The sequence below is a fragment of the Thermoplasmata archaeon genome, assembly GCA_036395115.1.
In the GTDB taxonomy this organism is placed as follows: Archaea; Thermoplasmatota; Thermoplasmata; order RBG-16-68-12; family RBG-16-68-12; genus RBG-16-68-12.
The window spans coordinates 33088-52793 of the sequence record DASWDU010000047.1 but is presented as its reverse complement, the minus strand read 5'-3'; the positions used below and the strand labels follow the sequence as shown (position 1 = coordinate 52793).

Annotated in this window: 18 protein-coding genes; 11 read left to right on the top strand and 7 right to left on the bottom strand. The window is 66.0% G+C overall.

Annotation, left to right across the window (positions count from 1 at the left end):
• The coding region (locus tag VF992_11500) for an NAD(P)-dependent oxidoreductase (protein HEX9341775.1) at window positions 1-730 on the bottom strand (730 nt) is incomplete at its 3' end.
• On the opposite strand from VF992_11500, the gene VF992_11495 reads away from it, so the two are divergent.
• On the top strand, window positions 645-1217 hold the full coding sequence (locus VF992_11495) for a VOC family protein (GenBank protein ID HEX9341774.1): 573 nt from the start codon (window positions 645-647) through the stop codon (window positions 1215-1217). The genes VF992_11500 and VF992_11495 overlap by 86 nt on opposite strands.
• A 19-nt stretch (window positions 1218-1236) precedes the next feature.
• Here the strand turns inward: VF992_11495 and VF992_11490 are convergent, their stop codons facing one another.
• A complete protein-coding gene (locus tag VF992_11490) occupies window positions 1237-6189 on the bottom strand; it encodes an LAGLIDADG family homing endonuclease (protein HEX9341773.1) in 4953 nt (1650 codons plus the stop codon).
• 228 nt (window positions 6190-6417) lie between these two features.
• Entirely contained in the window at window positions 6418-7605 is a 1188-nt protein-coding gene (locus VF992_11485; GenBank protein HEX9341772.1) for a glycine cleavage system aminomethyltransferase GcvT, read from the bottom strand.
• Window positions 7606-8199: 594 nt separating this feature from the next.
• On the opposite strand from VF992_11485, the gene VF992_11480 reads away from it, so the two are divergent.
• Window positions 8200-8577 (top strand): DUF3198 domain-containing protein, encoded by a 378-nt coding sequence (locus VF992_11480; protein ID HEX9341771.1) that lies wholly within the window; start codon window positions 8200-8202, stop codon window positions 8575-8577.
• Here the strand turns inward: VF992_11480 and hflX are convergent, their stop codons facing one another.
• On the bottom strand, window positions 8578-9825 hold the full coding sequence (gene hflX / locus VF992_11475) for a GTPase HflX (GenBank protein ID HEX9341770.1): 1248 nt from the start codon (window positions 9823-9825) through the stop codon (window positions 8578-8580).
• A 129-nt stretch (window positions 9826-9954) separates the two neighbouring features.
• On the opposite strand from hflX, the gene VF992_11470 reads away from it, so the two are divergent.
• From VF992_11470 to VF992_11460, 3 genes are read left to right on the top strand one after another with little or no spacing between them, the layout of a single operon-like run.
• Window positions 9955-10191 carry a hypothetical protein gene (locus tag VF992_11470; protein HEX9341769.1) on the top strand — a complete coding sequence of 79 codons (237 nt, stop codon included), beginning with the start codon at window positions 9955-9957 and terminating at the stop codon, window positions 10189-10191.
• Window positions 10192-10230: 39 nt separating this feature from the next.
• Window positions 10231-10482 carry a MoaD/ThiS family protein gene (locus VF992_11465; GenBank protein ID HEX9341768.1) on the top strand — a complete coding sequence of 84 codons (252 nt, stop codon included), beginning with the start codon at window positions 10231-10233 and terminating at the stop codon, window positions 10480-10482.
• On the top strand, window positions 10479-10889 hold the full coding sequence (locus tag VF992_11460) for a molybdenum cofactor biosynthesis protein MoaE (protein HEX9341767.1): 411 nt from the start codon (window positions 10479-10481) through the stop codon (window positions 10887-10889). The genes VF992_11465 and VF992_11460 overlap by 4 nt, the downstream gene beginning before the upstream one ends.
• An 88-nt stretch (window positions 10890-10977) precedes the next feature.
• Here the strand turns inward: VF992_11460 and VF992_11455 are convergent, their stop codons facing one another.
• Together VF992_11455 and VF992_11450 are read right to left on the bottom strand one after the other, a co-directional pair.
• A complete protein-coding gene (locus tag VF992_11455) occupies window positions 10978-11319 on the bottom strand; it encodes a hypothetical protein (protein ID HEX9341766.1) in 342 nt (113 codons plus the stop codon).
• Between the two features lie 1014 nt (window positions 11320-12333).
• Window positions 12334-12636: a hypothetical protein gene (locus VF992_11450; protein HEX9341765.1), complete on the bottom strand. Its 303-nt coding sequence runs from the start codon at window positions 12634-12636 to the stop codon at window positions 12334-12336.
• Window positions 12637-12870: 234 nt separating this feature from the next.
• Between VF992_11450 and moaC the strand changes: the two genes are divergently transcribed.
• Window positions 12871-13323, top strand: a complete 453-nt coding sequence (gene moaC / locus VF992_11445) for a cyclic pyranopterin monophosphate synthase MoaC (protein HEX9341764.1) — start codon at window positions 12871-12873, stop codon at window positions 13321-13323.
• Window positions 13324-13364: 41 nt separating this feature from the next.
• Window positions 13365-13619, top strand: a complete 255-nt coding sequence (locus VF992_11440; protein ID HEX9341763.1) for a DUF5654 family protein — start codon at window positions 13365-13367, stop codon at window positions 13617-13619.
• A 133-nt stretch (window positions 13620-13752) separates the two neighbouring features.
• On the opposite strand, the gene VF992_11435 is transcribed toward VF992_11440, so the two are convergent.
• On the bottom strand, window positions 13753-15441 hold the full coding sequence (locus tag VF992_11435; GenBank protein ID HEX9341762.1) for a prealbumin-like fold domain-containing protein: 1689 nt from the start codon (window positions 15439-15441) through the stop codon (window positions 13753-13755).
• 255 nt (window positions 15442-15696) lie between these two features.
• Here VF992_11435 and VF992_11430 point away from each other — a divergent pair, with 255 nt between their 5' ends.
• From VF992_11430 to VF992_11415, 4 genes are all read left to right on the top strand, one after another.
• Window positions 15697-17322, top strand: coding sequence for a radical SAM protein (locus VF992_11430; GenBank protein HEX9341761.1), 1626 nt, complete (start codon window positions 15697-15699; stop codon window positions 17320-17322).
• Between the two features lie 112 nt (window positions 17323-17434).
• Entirely contained in the window at window positions 17435-17935 is a 501-nt protein-coding gene (locus VF992_11425; GenBank protein ID HEX9341760.1) for a molybdenum cofactor biosynthesis protein B, read from the top strand.
• Window positions 17932-19179 carry a gephyrin-like molybdotransferase Glp gene (glp, locus tag VF992_11420; protein HEX9341759.1) on the top strand — a complete coding sequence of 416 codons (1248 nt, stop codon included), beginning with the start codon at window positions 17932-17934 and terminating at the stop codon, window positions 19177-19179. Before VF992_11425 ends, glp begins: the two co-directional genes overlap by 4 nt.
• Window positions 19180-19182: 3 nt before the next feature.
• On the top strand, window positions 19183-19686 hold the full coding sequence (locus VF992_11415) for an HIT family protein (GenBank protein ID HEX9341758.1): 504 nt from the start codon (window positions 19183-19185) through the stop codon (window positions 19684-19686).
• The last annotated feature ends 20 nt before the right edge of the window (window positions 19687-19706 follow it).

Here is a 19706-nt window from a genome sequence, read left to right as displayed (position 1 = left end):
ACAGGTCGTCCTCGACGATGAGCTTGCCCCGGGCGATGTTCACGAGGATCGCGTCCTCCTTCATCGACGCGAGGAAGCGGCGGTCCACGAGGCCGTGCGTCGCGCGGGTCAGGGGCAAGGCGAGGACCACGACGTCCGCGGAGGGCAGTTCGTTCGACAGGCCTTCGATCGTCACCGTCGCGTCCGCCGCGCCGGCGTCTGAGCGGCGCGTCCGCGTGACCCCGACCACGCGCATGTCGAACGCCTTGCAGCGCCGCGCGATCTCGGTGCCGATCCCGCCCATCCCGACGATCAGGACGGTCGACCCCGCGAGGCCTTTGTTCGTGACGCCCTGACGGAAGACGCCCCGCCGGATCTCGTCCGTCCGCGCCGGGACGTCCTTGGCCGCCGCGAGGAGGAGCGCCATCGCGTGCTCCGCGACCGAGACGTTGTACGCCCCCGCGTTCCCGCAGACGATGGCGCCCGCCGGGAACCGATCGAACGGCAGGTGGTCGACGCCGGCGACGAGCGATTGGATCAAGCGCACCTGGGGCGCCTTCGTCCGGAAGTCCGGCGGGAACTCCCGGGGGAAGCCCATCGTGACGATGACGTCCGCCGTCGCCCAGACCGCGTCCCGCTCGCCTTCGGGGAGATCCTCGAGCATCATGGGCTCGAAGGCACCCAGGGCCTTGCGGCTGGCGACGTCGCGGCGCTCCGCGTCCATCGGGGAGATGAACAGGACCCACGGCATGCCGTCATGCAGGCGTCCGTGGGACTTGGCCCTTTTGGAACGTGAGCGGCACGTTCCCATTCGTTATGAACGCCTTGCTCATTCCGCCCTCGGTGGCCTCTTGCCGTTCCGGTTCTTGTACACGGGCATCCGGGTCAGAGACATGGACGAATCCATCCGGTTCTACACCGGGGTCCTCGGGATGACGCTCGTCGAGCGTCTGGCGACCGCTCCGACGAACGGCGAAGTCGCGACCCTACGAAGTCCGGGTTCGGAGCAGGAACTCGAGCTCAACTTCTACTCGGAAGGCAGCCGGTTCTGGGCCCCGTACGCGAACGGCGAAGATCTCGATCACCTCGCTTTCGAGGTCGAGGACGTTGTGGCGACCGTCGAGGACATCCGAAAGAAGGGCGTGGAGATCGTCGTCGAGCCGTATTCGATCGGAGATTGGAGCGAGGCCTACGTTCGCGACCCGAACGGAATCTGGATCGAGCTGTTGCAGGAATAGTCCCCGCCGAGCCCCGCGTTCAACACTCGGAGTAGCCGCACGAGTGGCACTTCACGCAGCCTTCCTCGAATACGAGGGGCTTGCCGCACTCCGGGCATTCCGGGTTCAAGCCTTTCCGCAGCAACTCGGCCGCGTCGCGCGACTCCTTCTCCAGCTCGACATCGGTCTCGACGGCTCCGCCGAGTTCGTCGAACGTCTCGACGGCCTGCTGCACCCCGACCTTGTGCATTCCCATGTGCCGCTTGATCGCCTTCGCAATCGCGTCGGGGATCGAGTACACGCGCTCGCCGTGGTCGACGGCGATCCGCGGGCTGCGGATGCCTTCGAGCTGGTCGATGATCTCGTCGACCGGCACGCCGGACCGCAGGCACAGGGACACGAGCCGCGCGATCCCTTCCGTGAAGGAAGCGGTGTAGCCGCCCCCACGGCCGATCTGCGCGAAGACCTCGAACAGGCCCTTCTCGTCCTCGTTGACCGTGACGTACAGGGCGCCGTATCCGGTGAGGATCTTCTGCGTGCGGCCCGTGATCACGTCGGGGCGGGCGCGGGGCCGCAGGGCGACGGGCTCCGCCGGGACCTCGACGCGGACCTCTTTCGGCTTCTCCGATTCGGCGACGCCGATGTTCAGGACTTGGTCCTCTCGGGAACCGTCGCGGTACACCGTGATGCCCTTACAGTGCAACTCGTACGCCAGGAGATACGCCTTCTTAACGTCCTCGACGGTCGCCTCCCGCGGCATGTTGATCGTTTTGCTCACCGCGGCATCACAGTAGTCCTGGAACGCGGCCTGCATCCGCACGTGCCACTCCGGCGCGACGTCGTGGGCCACGGCGAAGACCCGCTGCCACTTCTCGGGGACATCCCTGAGGCCTCGCGGGGATCCGTGGTTGTCGAGAATCTTCTTCACGAGATCCTCCCGCCAGAAGCCCTCGCGCTTCGCGACCTCTTCGAAGTAGTCGAGGAAGTACGGGAGCTCCTCGCCGTCCATGACCCGCTTGTACCATATCAGGCTGAACTCGGGCTCACAGCCGCCAGAGGTGTCCGCGATCATCGAGAGGGTACCCGTCGGAGCGACCGTCGTGACGTACGAATTGCGGAGGCGCAGCCCCTTCCCCTCGTGGCGGCTTCCCTCCCACGCCGGGTATACGCCGCGTTCCTCGGCGAGCTTCGCACTCTCATTATATCCTGTTTCCTGAATAGATTGCATGATCTTGCGGCCCCATTCGACTCCCTCTTTGGAGTCGTAAGGGACCTCGAGCATGAACAGCATGCGCGCGAAGCCCATGACGCCAAGGCCGATCTTGCGGGTGGCCTTCGTCATTTCCTCAATCTCCTTGACCGGGTAGGCGTTCATGTCGATGACATCGTCGAGCATGCGGACCGATGTGCGGATTGAGCGCTCAAGCTTCTTCCAGTCGAGCTCCCACTTCCCCCGTGCGTTGTGTTTCATGTGTCGCTGCAGGTCGATGGATCCGAGGTTGCACGATTCGTAGGGCAAGAGCGGCTGTTCGCCGCACTGTCGAACGACGATCCCATTGCAGATCATCGAGTGAGAAGCAGCTTCCGTGAGATCGAAAACCTGGCGATCCCCCACGAGTTGCTTCCCAGATAGAATGTCTTCGAACTTGGTCTCGTAAAACCGCGGGTATCGGACGTGAGAGAGCTGCGCTTGCTTCTCATCGAGAAAGCCAACGGACTGTTCGAAGCGCCGCCTCGACTCCCCGAAAATGAACAGTTCGCACAACACACCATCCGAGCCATACTCTCGGCGCTTCCCGTCTTTCGCTAGATATTCGAACAATGCTACTCGCGGCGCACGACTCCGATCCAGTATCCGGGAGCGGATTCCGAGAGCAAGGAGAAGGAGCTGCACACCTTGCAGGAGTCCGCGGCTCTTCGATGTCAAGGCAATTCCAGAGCTGTTGCAGTTGCGATGATCCCTCACAGTGCCATCTGCGGTAAACAGGGCTTGGAGGAATCCAACCACGGCTTCGCGGGGAGCAGTGAACAAGGATCGGGGGACTTCCTTCTCTGCACCATCAACCGATTTCACTCCCAGTTTCTCGAAGAATTCGACGAAGAACCGCGAGTGGTATGAGAGATGGTAGACTCCATTCTCCCGCTTGACTCCGCGAATCTCGCGACCATACCAGCGGTTCAGGATCGGTCGCAGGGTGGCAAACATCGGCGCGTCGCTGTTCGCGAACGTGAACCCGACGCGGCAGTTCTTGTCGCCGGACCGCAACCATCCGTCTCCCACTAGCCAGCCGAGCACGAGGCCGAGTTCTCGGGACCATTCGGTCGGGAGATTGAGGATTGTCGTCTTTCCGTTCCTGCCGACGTGAACATTCGCTGGCTCGAATGGAAGATGTCGATCCCCGGGGAAGTTCCCTTCACCCGACTGGATCAGCAACTTGTGAACCTCTGGCATGAGGTCTTCGATCGGAATCCATCCTTGCGTCGTGAGGACCTTGTGGTCCGCCGTCGCCGAGAGCTCAAACCCGGACTTCGTCGCAATCCGCCAGACCGGCTTCACGCCGGTCTTCCAAGCGGCCACCATTGGTCCAAGCCGCGTTCCCCGTTCCGCCTCGTCGCGGCTCGCGAGCAACATGCCGTTCGATTCCGTGACGACCTCGGCAGGCACTCGACGATCCGTAACGAGGGAGATCCCACCGTTCGGATAGCGTTCCGCGAGGTCCGCAATCGGAATGAGTCCCCGCTCCGTCGACACGAGCGTGTCGCCCGTCACGCACGGGTTCGTGGCCTCCATGTCTCCGACGTTCGGCGTGGGCTGTCGGCGGTTGTTCTCGTCGATGAAGAAGAGTCCCGGCTCCCCGTTCTTCCATGCTTGGAACGCAATCTTGTCGAGGACCTCGCGGGCATCGAGCTGACCGACGACCGTCTTGTCCCGCGGGTTCACGAGGTCGTACTTCGTGCCGGTCATCAGGGCCTCCATGAACTTGTCCGTGATCGCCACGGAAATGTTAAAATTCGTGATTTCTGTAGTCCGGTCCTTGCAAGTGATGAACCCCAGGATATCGGGGTGGTCGATGCGAAGGATGCCCATGTTGGCCCCCCGCCTCTTGTTGTGAACGAGGATGCCGTTCGCCACGAAACTGGCGGGACCGGGGACCTCGAGGTCGGCAGTCGGCGCGTGATCCCGCCGAATGCCAGTTACGCGAGTGTACACTCGCGAGGGATTCACCATCTGTCGGAGGTGGTCGTTCGCCGCGATCACCGGGAACCGTTTCATCAACGCGAGGAGGCGCTTCCGGGGGAGCGCCCGCGCGTGTCCCTCGCTGATGTAGTGCATGAGGGCCCGGTACAGCCTCCGGTCGGCGCCACGCCGAGAACGGCCGGGTCCGCTCCCTCGTCCAACGAAAGTGTACAACGACCGCAGGACCGCGCCCTGGTTTGGTATGATGTCGGAGGTGTTGACCTTCGGTCTTGGGCCAAGTTCCAAGTGGTCCTGCTTCCGGTCCGAGACGAACCCGATTTCCCCCGCGAATGTCCGCACGCTGTCCTCGTCAACAATCGTGAGCGTGTGCACTGGGCGGTGGCCGAGGGAATTGTGGCGGCTACTCGCGATCGCTCCGCGCCGGGCGACAATCCCCAAGGATAGGAGGAGCTGCTGCGCCTCGATTGCAAGGCGCTCCGACGTGGTCGAGAAACACGGATACCCGCTTCCCGAGTGAATGTGGCCGTCCCCTTCGAATAGACCTCGGAGAAACGCGCGGGCGGTGTCGGCCGACCCACCCAGTACTTCTGCCGGGATGAACGCGTTCGGGGAATACCCCTTCACCCAGCCCAACCGTTCCATCCATCGAAGGAGATCGCGCGACTGAAACTGGATGTCGACATAGCCGCCTCCCTCGCCTTCCTTGATCTGGTTCGGGGCGAGTCCGAAGTTCCTCTCCATGAGGATCCGGATGCGATCCACGACCTCGATATCCACAGTCCCGATGGTGATGATGAAGCGCCCGCCGGAACTGGTGCAACCGTCCGCCATGTACAGCCCAAGGAGCTCCGCAAGATCCTCGTTCATCTCGGAGGGGACGCGGATTCGGGTAGCGTTCGGGTGCTGGGGGCCGAGCGGCGGTAGGGACCGATTGAACCCGAGGTGCCCTCCTTTCACGATGACGAGCCAGTCGCCCTCTCGGAGATCTTGCGCTTCCCGCCATACGACCTCGCCGTTCTCGTCGACGACGGCAAATGCGTGGTTGTAGGTCGCGCCGATCCGGAGACCGAGTTCTGTCTCGACGGAGAAAATCTCCGCCGGACCATTGTCCTGCGCCACGAGCGCGTGCGAGAAGCCGGTTCCATCGAAGACCCGATCGCGAGTGAAGTTCTCGCCGAGGGGTGGGCTGTTCAGGAGTCTCCCGAGCGGCTTGAGTCCCTCTGACGTTCGGAGGAGGCTGTCCACGGAGATGCATCCTCCCTGCTTGACTGTTTGAGTCGCCGAGTCGAAAATCTTCATGAAGGAAACGGGGCCGGAGGCCACCCCCATCGTCGATTTCACGAAGTCGCCCTTCGGCCGAAGCCTGGAGAAGGCAAAACCGGTTCCCCCGCCAGCTTGGTGGATCAGAGCCTGTTGTTTCAACGCCTCGAAGATTCCGACGAGGCTGTCATCCACCGGGAGGACGAAACAGGCCGAGAGCAACTGCAACTCGAGCCCTGCGTTCATCAGCGTGGGGCTGTTCGGGAGGAAGTCGAGATTCGCCATCAGGCGATAGAAACCTTTCGCGGTCTCCCCGACTTTCGCGTCGTCCGCGCCATACAGCCGCTCCGCTTGCGCAAGGTTCCATGCGACCCGCGCGAAGAGCTCTCTCGGCGTCTCAGTGACGCGGCCCTTTTCGTCTTTCTTCAAGTACCGTTTCTGAAGAACGCGGAGCGCGTTCTCGGTCAGCTTCGGATCCGGCTCGCCCGCGACAATCTCGATGGCTTTCGACTCAGAAACCTTGACTTCTTCCATGGGGAAACCCTCCCCTCGCGGGACCGGACGCCGTGTAGTCTACTCGGGGATACCATCCCTGGGGGTGAGCGCGCGCAAGGATGCCACGGGGTATATTACTTTTTGAACCACGTATGTTACCAACAGTAGCGATAGCTGTTACCACATCTGTTACCAACGTTCCTTACAGTCCCGCTCGATATGAAGCTAGCGAGGGGGGCGGTGAAAGAGGCCCCGCCCTAGGCGCGTTCACAGGAAGGGAAGGGGTACGACCCTCGCCGGATGCGGCGTCCCGCGGATGTCGACCTCGAGGCGTGTTTCTGGCGCGGCGTGATCGCGATCGACGGACGCGAGCGCGATCCCCACGCGCAGGCTCGGCGACCTCGTCCCGCTCGTGACCCGGCCGATCGGCGATCCACCGGAAACGACCGCGAAGTCGTGCCGCGGAATCCCGCGATCCTCCATGCGCACCCCGACGAGCCGTGGGTAGTCGTCCCGCGTCCGTTGCGCCTCGAGCGCTTCGCGGCCCACGAAGGGTCGGTCCCATTTGACGAGCCAGGCGCTGTTCACCTCGAGGGGCGTCTGCCGGCCGTCGAAGTCCTGCCCCGAGAGCAGGTACCCTTTCTCGAGCCGCAGCGTGTCCCGCGCGCCCAGCCCGATCGGCTTCAGGCCCACGTCGGCGCCCGCGGACAGGAGGGACGACCAGACCCAGGCACCCTCAGCGGCGGTCGGGAAGAGCTCGAACCCCGCCTCGCCCGTGTAGCCGGTCCGCGTCACCAGGAAGGCGGCCCGTCCAGCGGAAACGGACGGGTCCCCGCGCGCCCCATTGGCGGGGCCGTCCGACGGCCGGGACCCCCACCCCTCGATTTCCGGTGGAACCGCTCGGGGCCGGGACCCCCACGGCGCCGGCGGCACGAAGTCGATCGCTGCGGCGCCAAACGACCGGATCGCCGCGAGGTCGACGGACGTGAAGCGCTGCAGCAACTGCGGCGCACGCGGGCCTTGCAGCGCGAGGCAGAGCATCCGCTCGGTGCTGTCGTCGAGCCTCACGCCGGAGAGGCGCGCGCGCAGCCACTCCACGACGGCCGGGCGAGGCCCCGCGTTGCACACGACGAAGTATCGGTCCGGGGCGAGGCACGTCACGATGACGTCGTCGAGGATCGTGCCGTCGTCCCGCAGCAGATGCGTGTACCGCGCCCGACCCGGCGTCGTCGGGAGGGCGTTCGCGCTGAGCCGATTGAGCGCGGTGTGCGCGGCTTCGCCCTTGACGAACAGCTTGCCCATGTGGCTGACGTCGAAGAGGCCGACGGCCCGGCGGACCGTGAGGTGCTCGTCCACGATGCCGGAGTACTGCAGCGGCATCTCCCATCCGCCGAACTCGATGAGGCGCGCGCCGGCGTCCCGGTGCGCCTCGTATAGCGGCGTCCGCAGCGCCATCCGCCTCCCGATGGCGTGGGACGGATGAAAGCCTTCCCTCCCGGGGCCCTGTCACAACGCGAGCGGTCACCTAGAGCAGAATTCCGCGCGCGGTTGACGACCGCATCGCGGATCCGCGCCCCGGACGTCCCGGCGCGCCAGAGATTAATCGATTGCAACTCCGTCCGTTTATTCACTTTCACCGACCCCCTCCCGATACGTCCATGGATACGGCTAGTCCAGGATAGGCCACCGAAACCTCCGGTGGAAGACCACCGTCGAGTGGCCCGGCCGGCATGACGCGCCCTGCGCAGAACACTGACGGGCCCGGGGTGCGACGATGGCGTCGCATCTCGGAGGAGCGACGGCCCATTCGTGGGCCCACCAATGAACCCGGCCTCCGACGAGGAGGCCAAGGGGTGTACGGTTCCACCCCGGTGCCCTCCGCTGTGATGCGATGAGTCCCCTCCGCGACCGATCTGGCGCTGCCAGAGGCGCACGGGAGGAGCGGATGCGGAGTGGAGTGACGCTGCGGTCGCGGTTGTCCGTAACCCCAACGTTACAGAACCCCTCCCGGCAAAGCTTATGCACGGCCCCCTCATGCCGACGGCCACCATGGGCCTTTTCCGCGAGCTGCGCTACGAGTTGAGCACGCTCGTCTTCGCCCTCGGGGTCCTCGGCGTCGTCCTGTCCTTCACGCAGTACCTCATCCCGACGCAGAGCCCGGACTGGCTGAAGTCGATCCACCAGACCGTCGGCCCGTACGTCGTCTGGGAGGCGTTCTTCGGCCTGCTCGCGATCCTGGGCGGGGGCTTCTACTTCGTCGACACGATCCGGAAGGAGCGGGAGTTCGAACGGCTCGTCACGACGACGTCCAAGGAGGCTTTCGTGAAGAACATGAAGCGCCTCGAGGAGCTGACGTACGATCACCTGCCGTCCGCGTACGAGCGACGGTTTCTCGAGAAGAAGCGAGAGTTCCGAATCCGCGGTTAATCACCCGACGGCGCGGGCGAGCACGACCCGCCCGAGCGACTCCGCGGTCACGCGGTCCCGAGGCCGGCACCGGACGACGACATCGATTCGGTCCCCGCGGTGGTCCGCCGACACGACCTCCGTGTGCTCGTACAGCCAGTGGAGTTTCCCGCCCGCGCCGGCGTCCTGGACCAAGACCAGGTGCAGTTCGATTGGATAGACGAACGCCCGATGGATCGCGGCTCGGAGCTCCGGGAGGCCCTGGCCCGTCCGCACGGAGATCGGGAGCGCGGCCCGGTGGAACTCCGATTCCGCGAGGAGCCGGGCTCTCGCCATCGCCGTCGCCTCCGGCAAGAGGTCCGTCTTCGTCAGGATCGGCACGACGACGTCGGCGGACACGTTCGGGAAGAGGGTCCGGGCCGCGAGGCGCACCTTCCGGCGGATCTCATCGTCCGAGTCGACCGCGTCGATGAGCAGGAGGATCAGGTCCGCCCGGAGGATTTCCTCGAACGTCGCGTTGAACGCCTCGACCATCCAGAACGGAACCCCGTCGACGAAACCGATCGTGTCCGTGAGCAGGATCCGCTTGCGGGTCCCGACGAGGCTCCGGGTCGTCGTCGCGAGCGTCGAGAACATTCGGTCTTCGACGAGGACGTGCTCGTCCGTCAGGGCATTCAGCAGGGACGACTTGCCCGCGTTCGCGTATCCGGCGAGGGCGACGAGGTGGTATCCGCGATCCTTGCGCACGGCCCGCCGCACGTCGCGCTCGCGTCGGATCGTCCCGAGCTCGTCGCGGATCCTCTTGATTCGCCGCTTGACCGTCTCGTAGTACGCGTCGACCCGCTGAGCGCCGCCGGCCATGAAGCCGGGTCGCTCGCCGATGTCCGTTTCGTGAATCCACTCGCGCAGCAGGGGGACCTCATACTGCAGCAGCGCGAGTTCGACCTGCAGCTTGCCTTCCCGGCTCGTGGCGCGCTGCGCGAACAGCTCAAGGAGGACCCGCAGGCGGTCGTAGCACTCGACGCCGAGGTCCCGCTCGAGGATGTGATGCATCGTCGGACGCAGCTCGCCGTTGAACACCACGACGTCGACGCCGCCCGTCTCGACGCGCTGTCGGATTTCGTCGAGCTTCCCCCGACCGACGAAGGTGCGGCCGTCCGGGCGGTCCCGCCGCTGGACGATTGTCTCGACGATGCGGTGACCGGCGGAGGCGAGGAGCGCCGTGATCTCCTCGACCGCAGGGGTGAGGGAGACCAGGAGGACGTCCAACGGCTCTCAGAACACCCCAGGGCCCCAAAAGGGTTTCCAGCGGAAATCGTGGGGTGGGGGGGCCACTCGCCTCCCGATCGTCCGGGCGGTCCTGTTAACCCTAAGTAAGGTTAAGCCATCCCGGTGGGCGTGCAGCTCGGCTGTGGCCTGACGACGAAGGAGATTCGCGGTCGGCCCTACCTCTACTTCTGGCACTACGAGGACCGGGGCGGCCGACGGGTCCAGGTGTTCCGATACCTCGGCTCCGCCCGGTCCGAGGCGGCGCGGCAGCGGCTCGTCGAGGCCCTCGACGCCTACCTTGATCGGCTCGGCGCGGAGGTGCGGCGCCGGCGGGCGGAGATCCTCGCGCGGCTCCCTCCGCCGTAGACGAGGGCCTTATACGCGCGGCGGTCATCGCATCGGGCGGTGCGCGTGCGGGTCCGGCTCTTCGCGACGTACCGCGAGATCGCCGGCGAAGGCGCGCTCCCCTGGACCCTCCCGGAAGGCGCGCGGCTCCGGGACCTCGTCGACGCCCTCGTGGGGACGTACCCGCGGCTCGCCGGCCACACGGAGGCGATGCTCCTCGCGGTGAACCTGAGCTACGCCTCCCCGGACGTCGTCTTGCACGACGGCGACGAGGTCGCCGTCATGCCGCCCGTCAGCGGGGGCGGGACGTGATCGCGGTCCAACGGTCTCGCATCGACGTGGCGTCGGTCGTGGACCGCGTCCGCCGGGCCGACGCCGGCGCCGTCGTCGTGTTCCTCGGGACCGTGCGGGCCGACGCCGGCGTCCGCGCGCTGGACTACGAGGTCTATGAGCCGATGGCCGAGAAAGCACTCGCAGCCCTCGCCGATCGAGCGAAGTCGAAGTTCGGCGTCCTCGAGATGTCGATTGTCCATCGGGTCGGCCGCGTGCCGGTCGGCGACGACTCCGTGGTCATCGCGTGCTCCGCCGCCCATCGGGGCGCGGCGTTCGCCGCCTGCGCGTGGGCGATGGACGAGGTCAAGCGGATCGTCCCGATCTGGAAGACCGAATCGTCCGCGGCTCCGGGGCGGCCGCCGTCCCGCCGGAAGCGCCGGACCTAGGGTGGCCTGGGAAATTCGGCCGGGGTCGCGTCGACCCCGCGCCACGATCCCCCGTGAGGGGGAAAGAGGTTTCCGCCCTGCGTTCGGCCTAGAAGGAGATCAGGCTCGCGAGCGCGTTGGTCGCGCTGCACGCCGCCTGGTCGTAGAACCGATACCAGTTCGCGCCGCGGGTCCGGGCCTGCTCCGGGATGTGGTCGTTCATGTGGACGCACATCGCGTGCTTCGGCCCTTCGCTCGCCCTCGTAGGAGGCGGTGTCGGCGGAGTACTCGGCGTCGTGCCGTCGCCCGTTCCCGTGTTCCCGGTGTCCGAGTTCGGCTCGTTCACCGCGACGTTCGTCGACGTCGCGGTCGGCCGCAAGGCGTAGGCCGCAAAGGCCCCCACCACGGTCACAGCCAGGATCACGGCCACTGCTAGCTTTCGCCGTGTCATGTGTTCACCTCTTTGTTCTCCTTGGGGTTTCGTGTCGCGCAGGTCGCGATGCCGGGCTGAAAGGACTCGCTGTCCGAAGACCGCGTAGCGATCATCCGTCCCATCCCTTCGTGCACGTGCATCCCATTCCGCACGCGGCCGTCGAAAGGCCCGGCCATGGTACATAACGGTTTTCGCGTCCGACGCCGCGACTTGACAACGTCCTCGCGCGCGCGTGTGACGCACCTCAGAATCTGCGTCAGACGGGCGCGGTCCGGTTGACAAAGGAGCTGTGCCGAATCATCATGTGGGGAGGCTGATGCTTATCCGGACAACGGACGTTCACGGAAGGACCGAAGTGACCGTCCCTGGCGCAAGGTTTGGGATGTCGAGGTGGCGGTACAACAATCCGATGGCCGCTCGACGCATGTCCCTAGCGGCGATTCTGATTACGGGATTTCTTCTCCTCGCGACAGCGGTGAGTTACGAGCTTGGAGGCCGGTTGTGGCTGGTCCCGCTCCTTGTTCTAGCTCTCGCTGGAATCCCTCTCGGCCTATTGCTGTACTTCACAGGTCCTAACTCGGGATGGCGGGGTGCATGGTGGATTCGCCTCCCGCGGCGTCTCGAGGAGCTCCTTCCACAAATCCAGACCGCGGTGCGTGAAGCGGGCCTTGGCGTACGACCCACCCGCTCGCACCCTAAGTCCCGTTGGCTCCGAAACACGCAGGTTTCAGTCGAACTCGATCGCGGCATCCGCATTTGGCTGATGCCGGGAGTTCCCGGCTCTCGTGCGGGTCTGAACCCTCGCCTTCAGCCTCTCACGACGCTCGTGATTACCGGGCTCGAAGGCCCGTCTAGCGATCAATCCGACCACCTTCGAGAGGTTCTCCAACGAGCTGGGGAAAACCCTACCTGAGTTCCGTAACGTCGGCCGGGTTCGCAAACCTAGGACGCGGCCGACGCGAATAGGGCCCGGGGCCTCGACGGCCCCGCGCCGCGCCCCCTGGCGGGGTAAGGATCCCGAGAGCCCGGCGCTCAGAGGCGCACGAGCTCCGCGATGACGGAGGCCGCGCAAGCCGCGTGGGCGTGGTGCCGATGCCCGTGCGCCCCATGGGCCCGCGCGTGGTCCGGGGTGTGATGGCTCGCCTTCAGGCAGTGCGCATCGTGCGCATGGTGCCCGTGACCCGGCCGCTCCGTCGGCGTCGGTGTCGTCGGGTTCGGTTGGTCCACGACGGCGGTCGTCGCCGGTCCGTTCGTTGGTCGGAGCAGGACCGCCACGACGACGGCGACCATCGCGACGGCTACGGTCACTCCCACGATTCGCAACAGCTTCCGCATGTTTCCCATCCCGTGCGGCGCCCTTGCGGGCGCGCGACGGTCGGGAGCCGGCGGGATCGTAGTTAATCCTTGCCACGTCCGACGTGCGGCGGTTGACAAAGGCTCACGCACGCGTGGCCGGCCCGAACGCGCGGGGCCAGCGGAGCGGCACGTTGACAAACGCCGCGGACCGCAAGAGGCCCGGATCTCGAACTCGCCAACGTTTATGGTCCATCGCCCCCGTCGCGCCGCGCAATGGCGAAGATGGTCGACATCGGGGGAAAGCCGGATGTGCGCCGGCGGGCCGTGGCCTCCGGTTCGATTCGACTCAAGCCCGCGACGATCCGCGCGGTCCGGGCTCGCCGTGTCGAGAAGGGCGATCCGATCGCGGCCGCGGAGATTGCCGCGATCCAGGCGATGAAGACCGTATGGCAGGTCCTCCCTCACACCCATCCAATTCCAATCACCGCGGCGGGCGTGACGTTCGACGTGCGAGGCGATCGGATCACCGCGACGACGACCGTCGAGGCGACGTACAAAACCGGCGTGGAGATGGAAGCCCTTTACGGCGTCGCGGTCGCGCTGCTGACCGTATGGGACATGGTGAAGTCACTCGAGAAGGACCGCGGCGGGCAGTATCCGACGGCACGGATCGAGGACGTCCGCGTCGTGTCGAAGGAGAAGGGCGATCGGAAGGCGAGACCGTAGGCCTTAGATTCCCCCCACCAATCCGGGGCCGGGGATCCACCATGGCGGAGGAACGAAAAGTCTCAATGTCGGAAGTGCGAAAGACGATTTCGACCTCGTTGGCGGCCGCCTTCGGGTTCGTGATCGCACTGTTGTGGAACAACGTGGTAACGGGCGGGCTCAAGGTGGCGGGAGTCGACACGACGTTTCAGACGATCACACCGATCGGATGGGTTGGCTATCTTGTGACTGCGCTCGTTCTGACGCTTGTGATGATTGGCCTCATCATCGTCATCGGCCGGTGGGGCAGCAAGTAGTCCGGGACGCGAACCGAACGGACCCGAGGGCCGTCCGCGTCCAAGACGCGTCCCGTCGAAGCCCTCGACGACTGGACACGCCGGGTTCAAAAGGGGAAAGAGGGCGCGCGTCGCGCGCCCTTTCGTTTCGGACTCAGTCCGCCTGTACGGTGAAGGAGATCGTCGCGGGGACCCCGGACGGCACCCGGACCACCGTCGTGTCGGGCGGCGTCGTGTACGACGCGGACAGGCTCGCGGAAACTACGGCGCCGTCGGCCATGTCGCTGTACACGAGCGTCAGGCTGAACGTCGCCTCCGCTCCCGGGGCCAAGGAGACCCCGGAGAACGTCAGCGTGCAGCCGGACACCCCGCTCCCGGAACAGCTGAAGGTCCCGCCTCCCGCATTCGACACGGTCACGGTCAGCGTGCCGGACACGAGCCCGGTCGCGCCACCGAAGTTCTTCAGCGTGACCGTGTACACGGTCGTCCCGGAGACAACGCCCCCGGTCGGCGTTCCCGTCGGCGTGTTCGTGTACCCGAACTCCGTCAGCTTCAGGATCGGTCGCTCGTCCACGAACGCCTCCCCGACGTCGACGTGCAGGGCCGTGCCGATGAAGTCGACCGTCACGGTGTCCGGATCGAGGCCGTAGCCGGGCGGCGCGACCGTCTCGCGGAGCGTGTATCTCCCGAGGACGGTGACGCTGACCTGGAACTCTCCCGGCGCGCCGTCCATGTCCACGTCGCCGGCGTCCAAGTCGCCGTCGGTGTTGTCGACGACGGTCACGCAGACGTCCCGGATGTCGACGAACTGGCCGTTGACGTAGTCGTGGGTCCGGCACAGCTCAAACGTGGCCCCGCCGAACGGCTGGGCCTTGTTGTCGACCTTGTGCCAGGTGAGGCTGCAGACGGGGAACGCGGTCGGCGGCGCGAAGTCCTTCAGCTCGGCGGTGAACGACTGCGAGCTCCGCGTCTTCCCCATCACGACGGAGATGCACGGGGTTTCCCGGGCCACCGCGGTGATGTCGATCCCGAACTCCGTGAAGGCGTTCTTCGGCAGGTTCGTGATTTCGTTCCCGTGCCGGTCGTAGTTCGGCCATGGGCCGCCGTTGATGTCGCCGCCATTGTTGAATCCGCAGATCGTGTCCGCGGCGTTGCATCCCTCGGCGCCCAGCGAGCCGATCTCGACGTACGTGGAGCCATCCCACTCCCGGATCGACAAGGATCCGAAATCGCCGCCGATCGTGAAGTCCATCGAGACGATGATGTCTCCGACCGTCCGAGTCCCGACGAAATTGCACGGGGTCGGGTCCGCGCCGGGATCGTCGCACGGGAGTGCTTCATCCAACGCGACCCTCGCCTGGAAGAACTCGATGTCGACGTGGCTGTCGCCGGACGCGTCGATCCGCTCGAAGCCTGAATAGACGATGAGGTGCCCGTCCGCGTTCACGGTCGCCCACGCGTAGGCGTTCGAGAAGTCGTCCTTCGCGGGCACATTGCCGGCGTCCCAGTGCCATTTCTTGATGGGATCGTTGTTCTTGTTCGAACCGCCCGCGCCGGAGAACGTCGTTCGGTCCGAGGCCCCGCTTTGGGACTGATCGTCCTTCAAGAAGGCGGCGACGTCGCCCCCGAACAGGTTCACGGCGTTCCCGTTCGCGTCGAAGATACATCCCCAGTCCGGCGGTGGATCCGGGGCCGCGCACACGATGTCCGCGCCCTGCACGGGACCGAGTTCGAACAGGCTCGAGTCGACGGCCGGCGACGGTGGCGGCGTGGCGAGGGCGGCCACCACAAGGGCCACCGCAATGAGGCCCGCCATTCCTGCGATCGGTATGCCCTTGCCCACGCTTCGATTGCCGAATCGTAGTTTCTCTCGTAGAGACGTGAAGCTCCCCTCCTCTCCCACAGCGAACGCGAGAAGTCACTGCCGGCGAGGACGTGATAGGTGGGTCGGTGGGTACTTCGTCATATTGGAACAGTTTTTGCGGGGGTTCCAAGCGGTCCGATGGCGGCGACGGGCGCCGGCCTCTGCTTCGCCGGGAGACGGGCCCGGAAGGCCGAGTTCAGCCTTAAGTACGCCAACGGGAATGGCAAAGCCTCCATGAAGGTCGTGATCCTCGACGGCTACGTCGACGAGCCCTCGAACTTCGGCGTGCCGCCGTACATCTCGCCGTACCCGAGATACGTCGCAGGCGCCGTCCACGACGCCGGGCACGACTGGGAATACGTCACGATCGATCGGGTCCGCGCGGGCGCCTCGCCGAGAGGCGATTTGCTCGTCGTCCTCTCGGGGCCGATCGTGCCGGGCAAATACCTCCGCAGCTTGCCCATCAGCGAGCGGGAGATCGTCCGACACGCGAGAGCGTTCGAAGGACCGCGCGTCTTCGGCGGCCCGCTCGCACGGTTTCGCTACTACGATGAGGCGCTCGTCGAGCCGTTCGACTGGGTGGCGTTGCGCGACATCGACACGGCGGTCTTCGATTGGCTGCGGACCGGCGAGTGGACCCACCGCGACCGCACCGTGGAGGAATGGGACCGCTGGGCGCTCCTCGGGGCGGACGTGATCCGAGCCCACCCGGACTTCCCGGAGCCGCTGACGGTCGAGCTCGATACGTCCAAAGGGTGCGTCCGGTACGTCAACAAGGGCTGCTCGTTCTGCATCGAGCCGATGTACGGCAAGCCGAAGTTCCGTCCCGTCGATGGCGTCGTCGCGGAGGTCCGCCGCCTCGCCGAACTCGGCGCGGTGAACTTCCGCCTCGGAGGCCAGGCGGATTTCTTCAGCTATCAGGCGATCGGACTCGGATCCTCGCCGACACCGCAGATCAACGTGGGTGCGATTCGACGGCTGCTCGAGGGAATTCGCGCCGCCGCGCCGGACCTGAAGGTGCTGCACACGGACAACGGCGATCCCGCGATGATGATCGCGCATCCGGAGGAGGCGATCGAGTCGATGCGAGACCTCGTGCGCCTTTCAACCCCCGGCACGCTTCTGTCGTTCGGCCTCGAGTCGGCCGATCCCCGCGTCACGGAGGCGAACAACCTGAACATCGATGCGGACGGATGCCTCGAGGCGATCCGCATGGTGAACGCGGTGGGCCGGGAGCGCGGCGAGAACGGCATGCCGCGTCTCCTGCCCGGCCTGAACTTCGTCGCGGGCCTCGACGGCGAGACGAAGAAGACGTTCGAGCTGAACCTCGCCTTCCTGAAGCGGCTCCTCGAGGAGGACCTCTGGGTTCGACGGATCAACATCCGCCAGGTGCGGCCCGTGCGCCGGGAGTTCGAGCCGACGGGACTGTATCGCGAATTCCGGCGATTCAAGGAGGCCGTGCGGACCGGAATCGATCACGAGATGCTGCAACGGGTCGTCCCGGAAGGGACGGTCCTTCGGGACATCTTCCTGGAGTTGCAAGATGGCCACGTGGCCTACGGCCGGCAGATCGGGACGTATCCGATCCTCGTCGGGCTGCCCTACGACGCGCCGCTCAACCGGTTCGTCGACGTACGCGTCACGAGCCACGGCCAACGCTCGCTGACGGCCGTCGAGTACCCACTCGACGTGAACCGCGCGCCCCTCGCGGCGATCTCCGCCCTCCCGGGCATCGGGGCGAAGCGCGCCGCGCGCATCGTTCGAGCGAGGCCGTTTGCCTCGTTGCCGGCCTTCGCCGCCTCCCTCGACGATCCCGCGGTGGCCGACCGCGTCGCGCCGTTCCTCCGGCTCGCGGCCTAGTCCGGGCGGGCCGTGCCGTCCTCCCCGCCGCTCCGAAGAGTTAACCTTGTTCAAGGTTAATTTGGAAGGCCAACCTTTAGACCGTCGCCGGTCTTCTCAGCGCATCCTGTCCATGGCGGTCCCCGCGAAGCACAAAGAACACGCGCCGGCCTCCGTGAAGTGCGGCATCGTGACGGTGTCCGACAGCCGGACCACGGAGACGGACGAGTCCGGGAGACTCATCCGAGACCTCCTGCTCCGCGCCGGTCACTCGGTCCTCTTCTACGTCGTCGTCAGGGACGAAGCGAAGCCGATCCTCGATGCGGTCGAGCAAGCGTCGTGGACTTGCGATGCCATCCTGACGAACGGCGGGACGGGGCTCGGGAAGCGCGACGTGACGATCCCCACTCTCCTCTCGACGTTCGACAAGACGTTGCCCGGATTCGGCGAGCTGTTCCGCTCGCTGTCATACCAGGCAATCGGAAGCGCCGCGATGCTCTCCGGTGCCGTCGCCGGCGTCTACCACGGCCGGCTCGTGTTCTGTCTCCCCGGTTCCCCGGACGCGTGTCGTCTCGCAATCGAGAAGCTCATCCTCCCGGAGCTCGGGCATGCGGTCGGGGTGATGGAGCGTTGAAGCGAGCTCACGATCACGAAAGCCACGCGGGCCATGCCGCGCGACCGCTGAAGGCGTTGATTTCCCTGGACGAAGCGATTCGGATTGCGGTGGATCTCGTGCGGCCGATCGAGCGCACCGAGACGCCGCCACTCGCTGACGCGTTGCGGCGAGTCGTCGCGGAGGATGTGCGCTCGGCGATTGACGTGCCCCTTGCCGATCGCGCGGCGATGGATGGATACGCGGTCCGGGCGCAGGATTCGGTCCGTGCCGGGACGGCCCACCCCGTTGCGCTCCGGTGCATCGAGACCCACCATGCGGATGGCGTGCCCCGCGCCGTCGTGAGCGCGGGCCGATGCACGAAGGTGGCCACGGGTACGACGATGCCAGGGGGTGCGGACGCCGTCGTGATGATCGAGGACACGGAGCGAGATGGGGATCGCGTGACCGTGCGCGAATCGGTCGAACCGGGGGAGAACGTCTCGCGCCGGGGAAGCGACGTCGAACGCGGATCCACCGTCGTCCACGCCGGAGAGGTCCTCACCCCCGCGAAAATCGGCGCACTGGCGGCGATCGGCCATGCGAGGGTCCGCCTGTACGCGAAGCCACGCGTCTCGATCCTCGTCACGGGCGACGAGGTCGTCCCGCTCGGTCGGTCGCTTCGAGCGGGCCAGGTGTACGACGTCAACTCGCACACAATCGCCGGCGTCGTTCGGGAAAATGGCGGGGAACCGAAGCTGGAGGGGCGCGCGCCCGACCGGCTGGCGACGCTTCGGACCGCGCTGAAGAAAGCGGCCGGAAACGATCTCGTCGTCGTCTCGGGCGGCTCGTCCGTGGGCGAGAAAGACCTCGTTGCCGAGGCCCTCGAATCGATGGGCGATCTGGTGTTCCATGGGATCGCGGTGAAGCCCGGGCGGCCGACCGCCCTCGGCCTCGTGGATGGGACGGCGGTCCTGGGGCTCCCCGGGAACCCGACCTCGTGCTTGTCGAACGGCTACGTGCTCCTCGCCCCGATGCTCCGTCGCATCGCGCGATTGCCGCCCGCGCGGGAAACCGTGATCGAGGTGCCGTTGGCAATGCGACTCGCCTCGAAGATCGGTCGCCTCGAGTTCCACACCGTCCGCATCGTCGACGGACAGGCGGTGCCGGCGTACAAGGAGAGCGGCGCGATCACATCGATGGCCCATGCGGACGGCTACGTCGAGATTCCCGCGGATGTCGACCGGATCGAGAAGGGTGAGATTGTCCGAGTCGTCCTCTTCTGAGGGATGCAACTGGACGAGGCCAGAGAAGAGCCGACACGACGGGGCGGAGGTCTCTCATCCGTCGGTCGGAAGAAGGCGGACTGTCCGATCTGTCGGCGAGGTCGGCCCCTCGATGTCGTCGCCGTCCTGTCTTCGGCCTGGGTCAGCGCCCCGCCAAGGGCCGCGTTGCCCGGGTACGTCGCCGTCGTCTCTAAGCGTCACGTCGTCGAACCGTTCGAATTGCCGGTCGCGGCCGGGTTCGCATTCTGGCAGGATGTCCTGCTCGTCTCGAAGGCCCTCGCGGACCTCCTCGCGCCCGTCAAGATGAACTACGAGATTCACGGGAACACGATTCCGCATCTCCACGTCCACCTGTATCCGCGGTTCCAGGCGGATCCCTTCGTGGGTCGACCGATCGATTCACGAGAGGCATCCTTCGTGCGGTCGAAGGCGGAGAGGACCCGGATCGGCCGCGCGATTCGGCGAGCCGCTATCGGATCCCACTCAGCGCGGACGGCCCATCGCTAGCGGCTCTCCGGATGCGAGCG

What these genes read in the sequence shown, in the direction of transcription:
- VF992_11415 (HEX9341758.1), top strand. Translation starts at nt 19,183, where the DNA reads ATGCAACTGGACGAGGCCAGAGAAGAGCCGACACGACGGGGCGGAGGT.
- VF992_11495 (HEX9341774.1), top strand. Translation starts at nt 645, where the DNA reads ATGGGCTCGAAGGCACCCAGGGCCTTGCGGCTGGCGACGTCGCGGCGC.
- VF992_11485 (HEX9341772.1), bottom strand. Translation starts at nt 7,605, where the DNA reads ATGGCGCTGCGGACGCCGCTATACGAGGCGCACCGGGACGCCGGCGCG.
- VF992_11440 (HEX9341763.1), top strand. Translation starts at nt 13,365, where the DNA reads ATGGCGGAGGAACGAAAAGTCTCAATGTCGGAAGTGCGAAAGACGATT.
- VF992_11455 (HEX9341766.1), bottom strand. Translation starts at nt 11,319, where the DNA reads ATGACACGGCGAAAGCTAGCAGTGGCCGTGATCCTGGCTGTGACCGTG.
- VF992_11425 (HEX9341760.1), top strand. Translation starts at nt 17,435, where the DNA reads ATGGCGGTCCCCGCGAAGCACAAAGAACACGCGCCGGCCTCCGTGAAG.
- moaC (HEX9341764.1), top strand. Translation starts at nt 12,871, where the DNA reads ATGGCGAAGATGGTCGACATCGGGGGAAAGCCGGATGTGCGCCGGCGG.
- VF992_11430 (HEX9341761.1), top strand. Translation starts at nt 15,697, where the DNA reads ATGAAGGTCGTGATCCTCGACGGCTACGTCGACGAGCCCTCGAACTTC.
- VF992_11480 (HEX9341771.1), top strand. Translation starts at nt 8,200, where the DNA reads ATGGGCCTTTTCCGCGAGCTGCGCTACGAGTTGAGCACGCTCGTCTTC.
- VF992_11450 (HEX9341765.1), bottom strand. Translation starts at nt 12,636, where the DNA reads ATGCGGAAGCTGTTGCGAATCGTGGGAGTGACCGTAGCCGTCGCGATG.
- VF992_11490 (HEX9341773.1), bottom strand. Translation starts at nt 6,189, where the DNA reads ATGGAAGAAGTCAAGGTTTCTGAGTCGAAAGCCATCGAGATTGTCGCG.